This is a genomic window from Streptomyces sp. NPDC026301 (assembly GCF_055567935.1).
In genome coordinates this window covers 231,843-246,248 of record NZ_JBVHPN010000012.1, presented here as the reverse complement: position 1 = coordinate 246,248, position 14,406 = coordinate 231,843, and the positions used below count along the sequence as shown (strand labels likewise).

Sequence of the window (14,406 nt, the reverse complement as noted above, 5' to 3'; positions counted from 1 at the left end):
GTGGGGATCAAGAGGCGGTACTGGGCGTTGGCGGCGGCACCGCCGGCGCTGGCCCTGCTGACGGTGACCGGCTGTACGAGCACACCGGTCGACCAGGCGGAGCCGAAGGCTGCGCCAACCAAGTCCGTGGCCGTGGCCCGGGTGTGCGCCCAGCCCGCGGCCGGTCCTGCGAAGGCACCGGCGGGCGCGGTGACGGTCGACCCCGCGGTGGTCGGTGACCTGGCCGCGAAGACCAAGAGCAGCCCGCCCGACACCACGTTCTGGCTTCGACCGGGCAAGCACAGGCTCGACCCGGACCGCTACGCCCAGGTCATCCCCAAGGCGGGTGACCGTTACCTCGGTGCGCCGGGCGCGGTGCTCGACGGCCGGAAGAAGAACCAGTACGCGTTCGGCGGCAGCGCCCGCAACGTCACCATCCGCTACCTGACCGTGCAGCGTTTCGTGGCGCCGCCCGACGAGGGCGTGGTCAACCATGACTCGGCCGACGGCTGGGTGATCGAGCACGCGACGATCCAGCACAACTCGGGTGCCGGGCTGATGGCCGGTGCCCGCCAGCGGGTCCGCGCCAGCTGCCTGCGCGGCAACGGCCAGTACGGCATGAACGCGTACAAATCCGGCGGCCGTATCAGTGACCTGGTGGTCGAGGGCAACGAGATCGTGGGCAACAACACCGGCGACTGGGAACGGCGGCGGAAGGGCTGCGGCTGTACCGGAGGCGTCAAGTTCTGGGCCGTCAACGGCGCCGACGTGCGCGGCAACTGGGTGCACGACAATCGCGGAACAGGGTTGTGGGCGGACACCAACAACAACGACTTCCGCATCGAGAACAATGTGCTGGAGGCCAACGACGGCGCCGCGCTGATCTACGAGACCAGTTACAACGCGGTCATCCGCAACAACGCGATCCGGCGGAACAACTGGGTCGAGGGCCGCAGGGCAGCCGACCGCGGCGACAGCTTCCCGTTCGCCACCGTCTACCTGTCCGAATCCGGCGGCGAACCACGGATCAAAGCCCGCACCGACAAGATCGAGATCTACCGGAACGTACTGGAGGACAACTGGTCCGGGATCACCCTGTGGGAAAACGCCGACCGGTTCTGCAACAGCCCGGCCAACACCTCCTCCGGTGACTGCACACTGCTGGTGCGGAACACCGACCGCTGCGCGAAACCGGCGATCGCCACCGCACCGCTCCACGCCGACTGCCGGTGGAAGACCCAGCGGGTGGACATCCACGGCAACCGCTTCGTGCTCGACAAGTCCGTCGTCAAGTGCACGGTGAAGTGCGACCGCATGGCGGTGCTGGCCAACTACGGCACCTATCCGGACTGGTCGCCGTACCAGGGCGAGGGAGTGGCCGAGGCGATCACCCGCACCCAGCACAACCGCTGGCACGACAACGTCTACCTCGGACCATGGAAGTTCGTCGCCCACGACCCGAGCCGGATACTCGACGTCGGGCAGTGGCAGGGCACGCCGTACCAGCAGGACGCGGGCAGCACCTTCCGCGTACGGGACGGTGGTTGAGATGCGCGCGGATCACACGCCGAAGAGCGTCGGGATCGTCTGGGGCTTGCTGGTCCTCAACACGCTCGGCTCCACCGGGGCGAAGACCATCGTCCCGCTGCCCCGCTCCCTCATCCAGATGGTCACCATGGGCGCGCTGGTCGCCGCGTTCACGCTGGCGCTCGCCGTCAATCTCCGGCTGCGCATCCGGGCGAGCGCCTACCTGCTCCTGCTCACCCTGCTGCTGGTGCCGAGTGTGATCTCCAGTGCGCACCTGGAGTCCGGTTTCGGCGCGCTGTTCCGCTGCACTCGGCTGGCTCTCTTCGTCGGCACGCTGTGGCTGCTCAGCCGCTGGTGGGACGGCGGCCTGACGTTCGTCCGGCACCACATCCGGGCGTACTTCGCGGTGCTCGGGACGGTGGCTGCGGGGCTGGTCGTCTCACCGGGCGCGGCGCTGCCCGACCTGTACGGCGGACGCCTCGTCGGCGCGTTGTGGCCGCTCACCCCGCCGCAGATCGGACAGTACGCCGCGGTGATCATCGGGCTCACCGTACTGCTCGTACTGGGCCGCCGGACCGACAGGGCTAGCGCGGCGGTCATCATCGTGCCGTCCCTCGTGCTGCTCGTGCTGACCCACACCAGGACGGCCACGCTCGGGCTGTTCATCGGCCTCTCGCTGGCGATCGGCTCGCTCATCCTGACCAGCGCCGCCGCCCGCCGGTTCTTCACCTGGGCGGTGCTGTGCGCCGCGGTGGCCGCGGTGGCGTTCAGCTCCGCGCTGCAGGCATGGTTCCTGCGCGGGCAGAGCCAGGAGAACTTCTCCAACCTCACCGGTCGGGCCAAGGTCTGGGACGCCCTGCTGGCAGCGCCCCGGACGACCGCGGAGCAGCTGTTCGGAGTGGGTCTGGGCGACAAGTCGTTCGGCGGGCTGCCGATCGACAACAGCTGGCTGGCCGTTTTCCAGGAACAGGGTCTGACCGGCGTCGCCCTGGTGGCGGCGATCATCGTCGTGCTGGGCGGTGTCGCGTTGCTGCGGCCGCCGTCGCTGCCGAGGGCCTGCGCGATCTTCCTGATCGGCTACTGCGCGATCGCGTCGTACACCGAGGCCGGCCTCGGCGACGCCTCGCCGTATCTGTTGCATCTGGCCGTCGCCGCCTCGCTGTTGGCGGCACCTGCCGCGGCACCCACCGCGGCGCCTGAGCTCTCGACGCCCGAAGTCCCTCGACGACACATCCCGGGCTGGGCCCGCGGATCGGAGGTGAGCTGAGCATGCACGTCCTCGTGGTGCACAACCGCTACAACTCGGCGCAGCCGAGCGGCGAGAACAAGGTCGTCGACCAGGAGGTGGCGCTGCTGCGTGCCGGCGGCCACCGGGTCGAGGTGTTCGAGCGGCGCAGCGACGACATCGCCGACCGGTCCCTGCTCGGCAAGGCCGCGCTGCCGCTGCTCGTGCCATGGAACCCGGCGGTACGCACGGAGCTGGCCGCCCGGCTGCGCACCTCACGCCCTGACGTGGTGCACGTCCACAACGTCTTCCCGCTCCTGTCGCCCGCGGTCATCGCCGCCTGCGCCGACGCCGGCGTGCCCGCCGTCGCCACGCTGCACAACTACACCCAGGTCTGCCCGCCCGGCACGCTGCAGCGCGACGGCAGGCCGTGCACCGAGTGCGTCGGGTCGACGGTGCCGCTGCCCGCCGTCCGGCACGGCTGCTACCGCAACTCCCGGCTTGCGACGGTGCCGCTTGCGGTCAGCCTGTCGGTCAACCGGCGGCGGTGGTGGTCCGGCGTGGAGCGGTTCTTCTGCATCTCCGCGGCGCAGCGCGACGTCCTGGTGCGGGCCGGCATGCCGGCCGAGCGGCTGGCGGTGAAGCACAACTTCGTGCCGGAGCCGGGTGCCTGCCGAGAAGGCGAGGGCGAGCATCTGCTCTATCTCGGCCGGCTCGCGGAGGCCAAGGGCGTGCGGCTGCTCATGGCCGCGTGGGACGAGCTCGCCGCCGACGGCGGTGTGGGCGTGCCGCTCGTGATCGCCGGCACGGGACCGCTGGAGCGAGAGGTGACCGCCTGGGCGGCGGGCCGGGACGACGTACGGTACGTCGGCCTGTACGACACGGCGGAGTGCCAGCGGGCCGTCGCGCGGTCGGTCGCCGTGGTGGCTCCCTCGACCTGGCTGGAGGCGTTCGGCCTGGTGGTCGTGGAGGCGATGGCGGCCGGGGTGCCGACCGTCGCCGCCGGTCACGGCGCCTTCGTCGAACTCGTCGAGGACGGCGTGACCGGGCTGCTGCACCAGCCGGGCGAGCCCGCCTCGCTCGCGTCCTGCATACGCCGGATCACGGCCGGGCCGGCTCGCAACCGGGAGATGGGACAGGCGGCCCGGCGCCGTTACGAGCGGGGTTTCAGCCCGGCCGTCGGCCTTGAGCGCCTGGTGGAGGAGTACCGCACCGCGATCGCGGGTCGGACGGAAGCAACGGGAACGAAGTCAACGGGGACGGAATCAATGGGGGGCAGTAAATGACACGATGCCGACTCTGCGGCTCGGAGGCGATGGCGAGCGTCGTCGACCTCGGTGCGACACCACCGTGCGAGAGCTTTCTCGCCGCGGACCAACTGGACCAGCCGGAGCCGGCGTACCCGCTGCACTTGCAGGTCTGCACCGACTGCTGGCTGGCGCAGATCCCGCCGCTGATCACGCCGGAGGAGACGTTCAAGGAGTACGCGTACTTCTCCTCGTACTCGACCTCCTGGGTGGAGCACGCGCGCACCTTCGTCGCCGATGCCGTGCAGCGGGTGGGTCTCGGGCCCTCGGAAAAAGACGCCTTCGTGGTCGAGGTGGCGAGCAACGACGGCTACCTGCTGAAGCACGTGGTGGACCGGGGGATCCGCTGCCTGGGCATCGAGCCGTCGGTGAACGTCGGCGCAGCGGCGCGGGAGGCGGGCGTGCCCACGCTCACGGAGTTCCTGAGCCCGGAGACCGGCTCGGCCGTCCGTGCCGAGCACGGCCCGGCGGACCTGGTCGTGGCCAACAATGTGTACGCGCACATCCCCGACGTGGTCGGGTTCACGCAGGGGCTGCGCGCCCTGGTCGCCGACGACGGCTGGGTCTCCATCGAGGTGCAGCACCTGCTGACCCTGATCGAGGAGAACCAGTACGACACGATCTACCACGAGCACTTCCAGTACTACACGGTCGCGTCCGCGATCCGAGCGCTTGCGAGCGGCGGACTCGCGCTTGTGGACGTCGAGTTGCTGCCCACGCACGGCGGCTCCATCCGGCTGTGGGCCCGGCCGACCGAGGTGGCGGGGGAGCCGTCCCGGCGAGTGGCCGACGTGCTTGCCCGGGAGAAGGCCGCCGGGCTGCAGGAGCTGTCCGGGTACACCGAGTTCTCGGCGCGGGTGGCCAAGGTACGCCGGGACCTGCTGCGGTTCCTCATCGATGCGGCCGAGCGCGGCGAGACGGTCGTGGGCTACGGCGCCCCGGGCAAGGGCAACACCCTGCTCAACCACTGCGGCATCCGCCCGGACCTGCTCCCGTACACGGTCGACCGCAACCCCTACAAGCACGGCAGGTTCACCCCGGGCACCCGCATCCCGATCCTGCCGCCCGAGCAGATAGCCGCCGACAAACCGGACTACGTCCTCGTCCTCCCGTGGAACCTGCGGGACGAACTGGTCGAGCAGCTGTCCTTCCTCCACGACTGGGGCGGCCGCCTCGTCTTCCCCATCCCGGAACTGAACATTGTCGAGGTCACGTCGTGAAGGAGATCGCAGCATGAAGGTCGTTCTGTTCTGCGGCGGTTATGGGATGCGGATGCGGAGCGGTGCCGCGGACGACGTGCCCAAGCCGATGGCGATGGTCGGCCCGCGACCGCTGATCTGGCACGTCATGCGCTACTACGCGCACTTCGGCCACACGGAGTTCATCCTGTGCCTGGGATACGGGGCGCACCACATCAAGGACTTCTTCCTCAACTACGAGGAGACGACGTCCAACGACTTCGTACTGAGAGGCGGGCGCACCGAGCTGCTGTCCACCGACATCTCGGACTGGACGATCACGTTCGCGCAGACCGGCATCGAGTCACCGATCGGTGAGCGGCTGCGCCGGGTGCGGCACCACCTGGACGGCGACGAGATGTTCCTCGCGAACTACGCCGATGTGCTCACCGACGCCCCGCTGTCGGAGATGATCGAGAAGTTCGCCCTGCGTGATGCAGGTGCGTCGATGATGGTGGTGCCGCCGCAGTCCTCCTTCCACTGCGTGGAGCTGGGCGAGGACGGCCTGGTGGGGGGCATCACCGCGGTGAGCGAACTGCCGCTGTGGGAGAACGGCGGCTACTTCGTGCTCCGCCAGGAGGTCTTCGACCACATACCGGAGAACGGGGACCTGGTCGCCGACGGATGCGCCCAACTGGCCAAGCAGGGCCGACTGGTGGCACATCAGCACCGGGGCTTCTGGAAGCCGACCGACACGGTGAAGGAGCGGGCCGCGCTCGACGCCGCCCACGCCCGGGGCGATCGCCCGTGGGCCGTGTGGGAGCGGGACAGCGCGGGGGTGAGCGCGTGATCCGGCTCGGGGGCGGGCCCCTGGACCGGATCGTCGCGGTGGGCGCGCACTGCGACGACATCGCCATCGGCGCCGGTGGCACGCTTTTGACGCTGTGTCACGCGCGGCCGGGCATCCGTGTCGACGCACTGGTGCTGTCCGGCGGCGGCAGCGAGCGCGAGCAGGAGGAGCGAGCCGCGCTCGCCGCCTTCTGCCCGGGCGCCGACCTGCGGCTGACCGTGCTCAAGCTGCCGGACGGCCGGCTGCCCGTGCACTGGGAAGAGGCCAAGTCCGCGGTCGAGGAACTGCGCGGTCAGACCGACCCGGATCTGATCCTGGCCCCGCGCACCGATGACGCGCACCAGGACCACCGCGGCCTGGCGCAGCTGATACCCACCGCGTTCCGCGACCACTTGGTCCTCGGTTACGAGATCGTCAAGTGGGACGGCGATCTCGGCCGCATGACGGCGTATCAGCCGCTGTCGCCGAAGATCGCCGAACAGAAGGTGCGGCTGCTGCAGGAGCACTACCCCTCGCAGCGGCACCGGCCCTGGTACGACCGGGAGGCCTTCCTCGGCCTTGCCCGGATCCGCGGCATCGAATGCCACGCCCGCTACGCCGAGGCGTTCGCCGTCACCAAACTCACGCTCGATCTCGGCACTTTCACTCTGGGGGAATGAACCTTGCGCGTACTACTGACCGGACACCAGGGCTACTTGGGCACCGTGATGGCACCGGTCCTCGCCGCCGCCGGACACGAGGTCGTCGGCCTCGACGCCGGCCTGTTCGCCGACTGCGTCCTCGGCCCGCCGCCCGCGGACCCCTCGGGGCACCGGGTGGACCTGCGCGACGTCACGGCCGAGCACGTCGCCGGGGTGGACGCCGTGATCCACCTGGCCGCGCTGTCCAACGACCCGCTGGGCTCGCTGGCGCCGGAGCTCACCTACGACATCAACCACCATGCGTCCGTACGCCTTGCCCAGCTGGCCCGCGACGCCGGAGTGCGGCGCTTCCTGTACGCGTCGACCTGCTCGGTCTACGGAGCGTCCGGTGGTGACAGCCTGGTGGCCGAGGACGCCCCGCTGCGCCCCGTGACGCCGTACGCGGAGTCCAAGGTGCGAGTGGAGGACGACCTGCACGCGCTGTCCGACGGCGACTTCAGCCCGGTGTACATGCGCAATGCCACGGCCTTCGGCTACTCGCCCCGGCTGCGCGCCGACATTGTGCTGAACAATCTGGTGGGCCACGCGCTCCTGTCCGGCGAGGTGCTGGTGCTCTCCGACGGCACCCCCTGGCGCCCGCTGGTGCACGCCGTCGACATCGCACGGGCCTTCACGGCCGCGCTGACCGCGCCGCGCGAAGCGGTGCACGACCGGGCGTTCAACATCGGCAGCGAGACCAACAACGTCACGGTCGCCGAGATCGCCGAGCAGGTCGCCGAGGCGGTACCCGGCTCCAAGGTGAAGATCACCGGGGAGAACGGTGCCGATCCGCGCTCCTACCGGGTGGACTTCTCCCGGTTCCGCGCCGCGATCCCCGGCTTCGACTGCGAGTGGACGGTCAAACAGGGCGCGCTCGAACTCGCCGACACCTACCGAAAGTTCGGCTTGACCCGGGAGGACTTCGAGCGCCGCTTCACCCGGCTTGCCGTACTGCGCGCGGCGTCCGAGTCAGGTGCCGTGGACGACACCCTGCGGCGGCGCCCGTGACCACGCCCGCGCCCCCGCCTGCGCTCGGCGAGGAAATGCATGCACTGGTGGAGCGGCTGTACCCGCTCTGCCGGAGCATCACGGGAGACGGGGTGCGCGCCACCCTGGACATCATCGACGAGCACATACCGCTCCAGGTGCACGAGGTGCCGACCGGGACGCAGGTGCTCGACTGGACGGTGCCGCAGGAGTGGAACATCCGCGACGCGTACATCGCCGACGCGGCCGGGAACCGGGTCGTCGACTTCGCCGCGTCCAGCCTGCACGTGCTGGGCTACAGCGTCCCGGTGTCCGCGACCATGCCGCTGGCCGAGCTGCGCCCGCATCTCCACACCCTGCCGGACCACCCGACCTGGGTGCCGTACCGCACCAGCTACTACACGCCGGAATGGGGGTTCTGCCTGGCCCAGGAGACCCTGGACGCGCTGCCGGACGGCGAGTACGAGGTGCGCATCGACTCCACACTCGCGGACGGTCACCTCACCTACGCCGAGCATCTGGTCCCTGGTCAGGTCCCCGACGAGGTGATCGTCTCCTGCCACGTCTGCCACCCGTCGTTGGCCAACGACAACCTGGCAGGCATCGCGGTGGCGACGTTCCTGGCCCGGGCGTTGGCGGAGCAGACGCCGTACTACACCTACCGGTTCCTCTTCGCGCCCGGCACTATCGGGGCGATCACCTGGCTGGCCCGCAACGCGGAGCGGATCGATCGGGTCAAGCACGGCTTGGTGCTGGCCTGTGCAGGCGACCCGGGGCAGCTGACGTACAAACAGAGCAGGCGCGGCGACGCCGAGATCGACCGGGTGCTGCGACACGTGCTGGCCGCCTCCGAACGTCCGCACCGCGTCGCCGAGTTCACTCCGTACGGCTACGACGAGCGGCAGTTCTGCTCGCCCGGGTTCGACCTCGGCGTCGGCTCGCTCAGCCGGACCCCGTACGCCGGTTATCCCGAGTACCACACCTCGGCGGACAACCCGGACTTCGTCTCCCCGGCGGCGATGGCGGACACCCTTGCCGTCTGCCGCGAGGCGTTCGCCGTCCTGGACCGTAACCGGCAGTACGTCAACCTCAGCCCTTACGGCGAACCGCAGTTGGGCCGGCGCGGCCTGTACGACGCGCTCGGCGGCCGCAGCGACACCAAGCAGGCCCAGCTGGCCATGCTCTGGGTGCTCAGTGTCTCCGACGGCGAGCACGGTCTGCTGGACATCGCCGAGCGGTCCGGGCTGCCGTTCGACACCGTCGCCACCGCCGCCGACGCCCTGCACGGCGCCGGGCTGATCAAGGCATGACGCCGATGACCACCGAGGGGGAGAAGACGACGACACCGGCGGCCCCGGCCGGATCCGCCAGGCGGGCCCTCGCCGGCCGGCTGTCCTGGGGGCTGGCCGACCAGGCGGCCTCCAGCATGTCCAACTTCGCGGTGGGCATCTATGTGGCGCGCTCGCTGGGGGTGACCGCGTTCGGCGTGTTCAGCCTGGCCTGGGTGACCTACGGCGTGCTGCTCAACGTCTCCCGCGGCCTTGCCACCGACCCGCTCGTGGTGCGCTTCAGTGGCGTGTCGGACGCGTCCTGGCGCCAGGCGGTGGCCCGGTCGTCGGGTACCGCGCTCGGCATCGGTGCCGTCATCGGCGCGGCGTTTCTGGTGGTCGGGCCGGCCCTCGGCGGCAGTGTGGGGCCCGCGTTCGCCGCCCTCGGTGTCATGCTGCCGGGGCTGCTGCTGCAGGACGCCTGGCGGTACTCGTTCTTCGCCGCCGGCGCCGGGCGGAAGGCGTTCGTCAACGACCTCGTGTGGGGCGTCGCGCTCGTCCCGGCCTTGGTGGTGGCGGCCCGCGTGGGCAGTGTGGCCGCTTTCGTGCTCGCCTGGGGCGCGTCCGCCGCGGTGGCCGCCGCGTACGGCTGCCTCCAGTCCGGCATCCGGCCCCGGCTGACCGGGGCGCACGGGTGGCTGCGTGAGCAGCGCGACCTCGGCTACCGGTACCTGGTCGAGAACGTCAGCCTCAGCGGCGCGAGCCAGCTGCGGGCGTACGGGCTCGGTGCGATCGCCGGGGTCGGCGCGGTGGGTGCGGTGCGGGGCGCCGAGCTCCTGCTCGGCCCGTTCCTCGCCGTGCTGATGGGGCTTTCGCTGGTCACCGTCCCGGAGGCGGCACGGGTACTGCGGCAGACCCCGCACCGCCTCGGTCCCTTCTGCCTCCTGCTGGGCGGCGGGCAGGCCGCCGGCGCGCTGCTGTGGGGCACGGCGCTGCTGCTGATGCCGGACAGGCTCGGCGAGCTGGTGCTCGGCGGCGTCTGGCACTCCGCCGCACAGCTCATCGTGCCGATCACCCTCGGCGTCGCGGGTGCGGGGCTCGGCACCGGCGCGGCGGCCGGGCTGCGCGCGCTCGGCGCGGCCCGGCGCAGCCTGCGCTGCCAGCTGTTCGCCTCCGTCTGTTACGTCGGCGGCGGGCTCGGCGGCGCTGCCGCGGCCGGCACCGTCGGCTCGGCCTGGGGCGTCGCCGCCGCGACCGTGAGCGCCTCGTCCGTGTGGTGGCTGCAGTTGCGGTACGCGCTGCGCGAGCGCCACCACCACCCCATCCCCGAAGTGAGGACCCCATGACCGCCCGACCCAGGCTGAGCATCGGCCTGCCCGTGTACAACGGCGAGGAGTACCTGGCCGAGTCGCTCGACGCTCTGCTCGGCCAGACCTACGAGGACTTCGAGCTGATCGTCTCCGACAACGCCTCGACCGACGGGACCCAGGACATCTGCCGCAAGTACGCCGCGCAGGACTCGCGCATCCGCTACATCCGGCTGCTCCGGAACGTCGGCGCCACGCCGAACCACAACTACGTGTTCACCCAGTCCCGCGGCGAGCTGTTCAAGTGGGCGTCGCACGACGACCTGTACGCCCGCGATCTGCTGCAGCGCTGCGTTCAGGCGCTGGACGAACGCCCTGACGTGATCCTCGCGCACTCCGGGCAGGCGGTCATCGACGGCGACGGCCAGGTGAAGGTCCCCTACGAGTACGGGCTCGCCACCGACTCGCCGCACCCGCCGGAGCGCTTCCGCAGCCTGCTGTTCGAGCCGGGCGGCGACGACTTCTACGGGGTGCTGCGGGCCGACGTGCTGCGCCGGGTGAAGCCGCTCGACAGCTACCACCACGCGGACCGCACGTTCGTCGCCGAGATCACCCTGCACGGGCCGTTCCACCAAGTGCCGGAGCTGTTGTACTTCCGCCGCGACCACCCCACCCGCGCCGAGCGGGCGAACCCTTCCAAGCGCGCCCGGTGCGTCAACCTGGACCCGCGCCGGGCGGGCCCGCTGCACCCGACGCCCCGGCTGCTCGCCGAGTACGTCCGGGGCTTCGCCTCGGCGATCCGGCGGGCGCCGCTGTCCCCGGCCGACCGGCGCGCGTGCTACCGCCACCTGGCCGCATGGATGACCAGCCGGGTCCGGCCCGGCGCCGGGGAACGGGTCGAGGACCGCGCCCCCGTCGACCCGAGCGGGCTCACCGTCTCCGTCGACGCGCTCGTCGCCGGCCGCGAGGGCCGTCAAAGGGGGCACGTATGAACTCCCGTGTGCGCATAGGGCTGTTCGGCCTGCTCGGCTCCGGCAACCTCGGCAACGACGGCTCGCTGGAGGCCGTGCTCGGGTACCTCCGCGCCGAGCACCCGGAGGCGGTCGTGGACGCACTGTGCGGCGGACCCGAGGCCGTCACGGCCCGATTCGGGATACCCGCGACGCGGCTGCACTGGAACCGCGCGGAGTACCGGACCGCGTCTCGTGCGGGCGCGATCGCATCGAAGGGGCTGGGCAAACTGGTCGACGCCTTCCGCACCGCCGCCTGGGTGCGTCGGCACGACGTGGTGATCGTGCCGGGCATGGGCGTCCTGGAGGCCACGCTGCCGCTGCGGCCGTGGGGCTTCCCGTACTCGCTGTTCCTGCTCTGCGCGAGCGGCCGGCTGCTGCGCACTCGGGTTGCGCTGGTCAGCGTGGGCGCCGCCGCGATCGGCAACCGGCCGACCCGGGCCCTGGTGCGCTGGTCGGCGCGGCTGGCCACGTACCGCTCGTACCGGGACGCCCAGTCCCGCGACGCGATGCGGGCGATGGGCGTGGACACCGCGCGCGACGAGGTCTATCCGGACCTCGCGTTCTCGCTGCCGTCCCCGCCGCGCGGCGCGCCCTCGGACGCCCCCGGCCCGGTCTGCGTCGGTGTCATGGACTTCCACGGCGGCAACGACGACCGCGCCCGGGCCGAGGAGATCCACCGCCGCTACCTCGACGGGACGATCCGGTTCGTGCGCGCCCTGGTGGAGGAGGGCAGGCCGGTCCGGCTGCTCACCGGCGACACGTGCGACGTGGCGGTGGTCACCGCGATCCTCGACGCGGTGGACTCACCACTGGTCACCGCTGCCGAACCGGCCTCGCTCGCCGACCTGATGCGGGAAATGGTGGCGGCCGACAGCGTGGTGGCGGTCCGCTATCACAACCTGATCTGCGCGCTGAAGACCGGCACCCCTGTGCTCGCCCTGTGCTACGCGGCGAAGAGCGACGCGCTCATGGACGGCATGGGCCTCGGCGCGTACTGCCATCCGGCGCGCGAGGTCGACGCCGATCGGCTGCTCGAGCAGTTCCGCGCGCTGGAGAAGCGCTCGGCCGAGCTGCGCCGGACCCTGGCCGAGCGAAACCAGGCCGCCGCACAGCAACTCGCCCACCAATTCAACGCGTTGACCACAGCCCTGTTCCCCGCGAACACCCACGCCCATGCCGATCGGGAGACACGATGAAAGCGACCCAAGTTCCGGAGATCGCCGGCGCGTACCTGTTCGAGCCGACCCCGTACGCCGACGAGCGCGGCTTCTTCTGCCGCACCTTCGACGCCGACGTGGTCCGCTCGGTGGGTCTCGACCCGTACGCCTTCACCCAGGACAGCGTGTCCCGCTCGGCCCGGGGCGTACTGCGCGGCCTGCATCTGCGCTCGGGCGCCGGCGAGGCCAAGCTGGTGCGCTGCTCGTACGGCAGGATCTTCGACGTGGTCGTGGACCTGCGGCCGGACTCTCCGACGTACCGGGGCCGGGCCTTCTTCGAGCTGTCCGACGAGATGCAAGCGACCCTGTACATCCCGGCGGGCTGCGCGCACGGCTTCCAGGCGCTGACCGAAACCGCCGACACCTCGTACCGGATCGACCGCCCGCACGATCCGGCCGAGGACGTGACGATCGCCTTCGACGACCCGGAGCTCGCCATTCCCTGGCCGCTGCCGGTCACCTCGACGTCCCAGCGGGACCGGGAGGCGCCGAGCCTCGCCGCGTTCCTGAAGCTCAGGGACGGGTGAAGTGGGCTTGAACAGCGAAGAGTTGAGGCTCTCCCGGTCGCGGACGGCGAACGAGCGGCTGCACGCCATGATCCCCGGGGGCGCGCACACCTACGCCAAGGGCGACGACCAGTACCCCGAGAACCTGGCCCCGGTCATCAGCCATGGCCGCGGTGCCCACGTGTGGGACATCGACGGCAACCGCTACATCGAGTACGGCTCAGGCCTGCGGTCGGTCAGCCTCGGCCACGCCCACCCGCGCGTGATCGAGGCGGTGCGGCGGGAACTCGACCGCGGCAGCAACTTCGTCCGGCCCTCCATCGTGGAGGTCGAGGCCGCGGAACGCTTCCTGGCCACCGTGCCGACCGCCGAGATGGTGAAGTTCGCCAAGAACGGCTCCGATGTCACCACCGCCGCGGTGCGTCTCGCCCGCGCCGTCACCGGGCGCCCGCGGGTGGCCGTCTGCGCCGACCACCCGTTCTTCTCCGTCGACGACTGGTTCATCGGTACGACGCCGATGGCCGCGGGCATACCGGCGACGACCACCGAGCTCACGGTGTCTTTCCCGTACGGGGATCTGGCCGCCACGGAGGAACTGCTCACCCGGTACGAGGACGAGGTCGCCTGCCTGATCCTCGAACCCGCGGGCCACACCGAGCCCCCGCCCGGCTACCTCGCGGGGCTGCGCGCACTGGCCGACCGGCACGGCTGCGTCCTCGTCTTCGACGAGATGATCACCGGCTTCCGCTGGTCCGAGGCGGGCGCCCAGGGCCTGTACGGCGTCGTCCCCGACCTCTCCACGTTCGGCAAGGCGCTGGGCAACGGGTTCGCCGTCGCCGCGCTGGCCGGGCGCCGTGAGCTGATGGAGCGGGGCGGACTGCACCACTCCGACGACCGGGTCTTCCTGCTGTCCACCACGCACGGCGCCGAAACGCACTCGCTGGCCGCCGCGATGGCCGTGCAATCCACCTACGTCGAGGAGGGCATCACGGCGCAACTGCACGTTCTTGGGGAGCGGTTGGCCGCCGGTGTCCGCGGTGCCGCGGCCGGCATGGGCGTCGGCGACCACATCGTCGTCCGGGGCCGGGACAGCAACCTGGTGTACGCCACCCTCGACGAGAACCGGCAGCCGTCACAGCGGTACCGCACCCTGTTCCTGCTCCAACTCCTCGCGGGCGGGGTGCTCGCCCCGTCGTTCGTGGTGAGCAGCGCGCTCGATGATGCCGACATCGACCGCACCGTCGAGGTGGTGGCCCAGGCATGTGCGGTGTACCGGAAGGCGCTGGACGCCGGTGATCCCACGCCCTGGCTGGGCGGGCGACCGGTGAAGCCGGTTTTCCGCCGCTTGGCGTGACGTCGCGT

The 14,406-nt window shown here is 71.1% G+C and carries 13 protein-coding genes; all 13 read left to right on the top strand.

The annotated features are described in order from the left end of the window. The 13 genes from ACZ4MH_RS22680 to ACZ4MH_RS22620 are packed head-to-tail and all read left to right on the top strand — an operon-like array spanning position 1 to position 14,398. Positions 1–1,527, top strand: coding sequence for a right-handed parallel beta-helix repeat-containing protein (locus ACZ4MH_RS22680; RefSeq protein WP_351591454.1), 1,527 nt, complete (start codon positions 1–3; stop codon positions 1,525–1,527). 1 nt (position 1,528) lies between these two features. Further along, on the top strand, positions 1,529–2,773 hold the full coding sequence (locus ACZ4MH_RS22675) for an O-antigen ligase domain-containing protein (protein ID WP_351591457.1): 1,245 nt from the start codon (positions 1,529–1,531) through the stop codon (positions 2,771–2,773). 2 nt (positions 2,774–2,775) lie between these two features. Next, on the top strand, positions 2,776–4,017 hold the full coding sequence (locus ACZ4MH_RS22670) for a glycosyltransferase (RefSeq protein WP_351591459.1): 1,242 nt from the start codon (positions 2,776–2,778) through the stop codon (positions 4,015–4,017). Further along, positions 4,014–5,258: a class I SAM-dependent methyltransferase gene (locus tag ACZ4MH_RS22665; protein ID WP_351591462.1), complete on the top strand. Its 1,245-nt coding sequence runs from the start codon at positions 4,014–4,016 to the stop codon at positions 5,256–5,258. The genes ACZ4MH_RS22670 and ACZ4MH_RS22665 overlap by 4 nt, the downstream gene beginning before the upstream one ends. Positions 5,259–5,271: 13 nt before the next feature. Further along, complete coding sequence (locus tag ACZ4MH_RS22660) at positions 5,272–6,066, top strand: glycosyltransferase family protein (protein WP_351591465.1); 795 nt, start codon at positions 5,272–5,274, stop codon at positions 6,064–6,066. Further along, the gene (locus ACZ4MH_RS22655) at positions 6,063–6,725 is read left to right on the top strand and encodes a PIG-L deacetylase family protein (RefSeq protein ID WP_351591468.1); all 663 of its coding nucleotides are present in this window, start codon (positions 6,063–6,065) and stop codon (positions 6,723–6,725) included. Before ACZ4MH_RS22660 ends, ACZ4MH_RS22655 begins: the two co-directional genes overlap by 4 nt. A 3-nt stretch (positions 6,726–6,728) precedes the next feature. Beyond that, positions 6,729–7,754: an NAD-dependent epimerase/dehydratase family protein gene (locus tag ACZ4MH_RS22650; protein ID WP_351591471.1), complete on the top strand. Its 1,026-nt coding sequence runs from the start codon at positions 6,729–6,731 to the stop codon at positions 7,752–7,754. Positions 7,755–7,789: 35 nt separating this feature from the next. Beyond that, positions 7,790–9,043: a DUF4910 domain-containing protein gene (locus ACZ4MH_RS22645; protein WP_351591474.1), complete on the top strand. Its 1,254-nt coding sequence runs from the start codon at positions 7,790–7,792 to the stop codon at positions 9,041–9,043. A 5-nt stretch (positions 9,044–9,048) separates the two neighbouring features. Beyond that, positions 9,049–10,347, top strand: coding sequence for a hypothetical protein (locus ACZ4MH_RS22640; RefSeq protein WP_467754657.1), 1,299 nt, complete (start codon positions 9,049–9,051; stop codon positions 10,345–10,347). After that, entirely contained in the window at positions 10,344–11,300 is a 957-nt protein-coding gene (locus ACZ4MH_RS22635; RefSeq protein ID WP_351592992.1) for a glycosyltransferase family 2 protein, read from the top strand. Before ACZ4MH_RS22640 ends, ACZ4MH_RS22635 begins: the two co-directional genes overlap by 4 nt. Further along, positions 11,297–12,517: a polysaccharide pyruvyl transferase family protein gene (locus tag ACZ4MH_RS22630; RefSeq protein WP_351592989.1), complete on the top strand. Its 1,221-nt coding sequence runs from the start codon at positions 11,297–11,299 to the stop codon at positions 12,515–12,517. Before ACZ4MH_RS22635 ends, ACZ4MH_RS22630 begins: the two co-directional genes overlap by 4 nt. Further along, positions 12,514–13,065, top strand: coding sequence for a dTDP-4-dehydrorhamnose 3,5-epimerase family protein (locus tag ACZ4MH_RS22625; RefSeq protein WP_351592986.1), 552 nt, complete (start codon positions 12,514–12,516; stop codon positions 13,063–13,065). The genes ACZ4MH_RS22630 and ACZ4MH_RS22625 overlap by 4 nt, the downstream gene beginning before the upstream one ends. A 7-nt stretch (positions 13,066–13,072) precedes the next feature. After that, entirely contained in the window at positions 13,073–14,398 is a 1,326-nt protein-coding gene (locus ACZ4MH_RS22620) for a glutamate-1-semialdehyde 2,1-aminomutase (protein ID WP_351592998.1), read from the top strand. Positions 14,399–14,406: the final 8 nt, after the last annotated feature.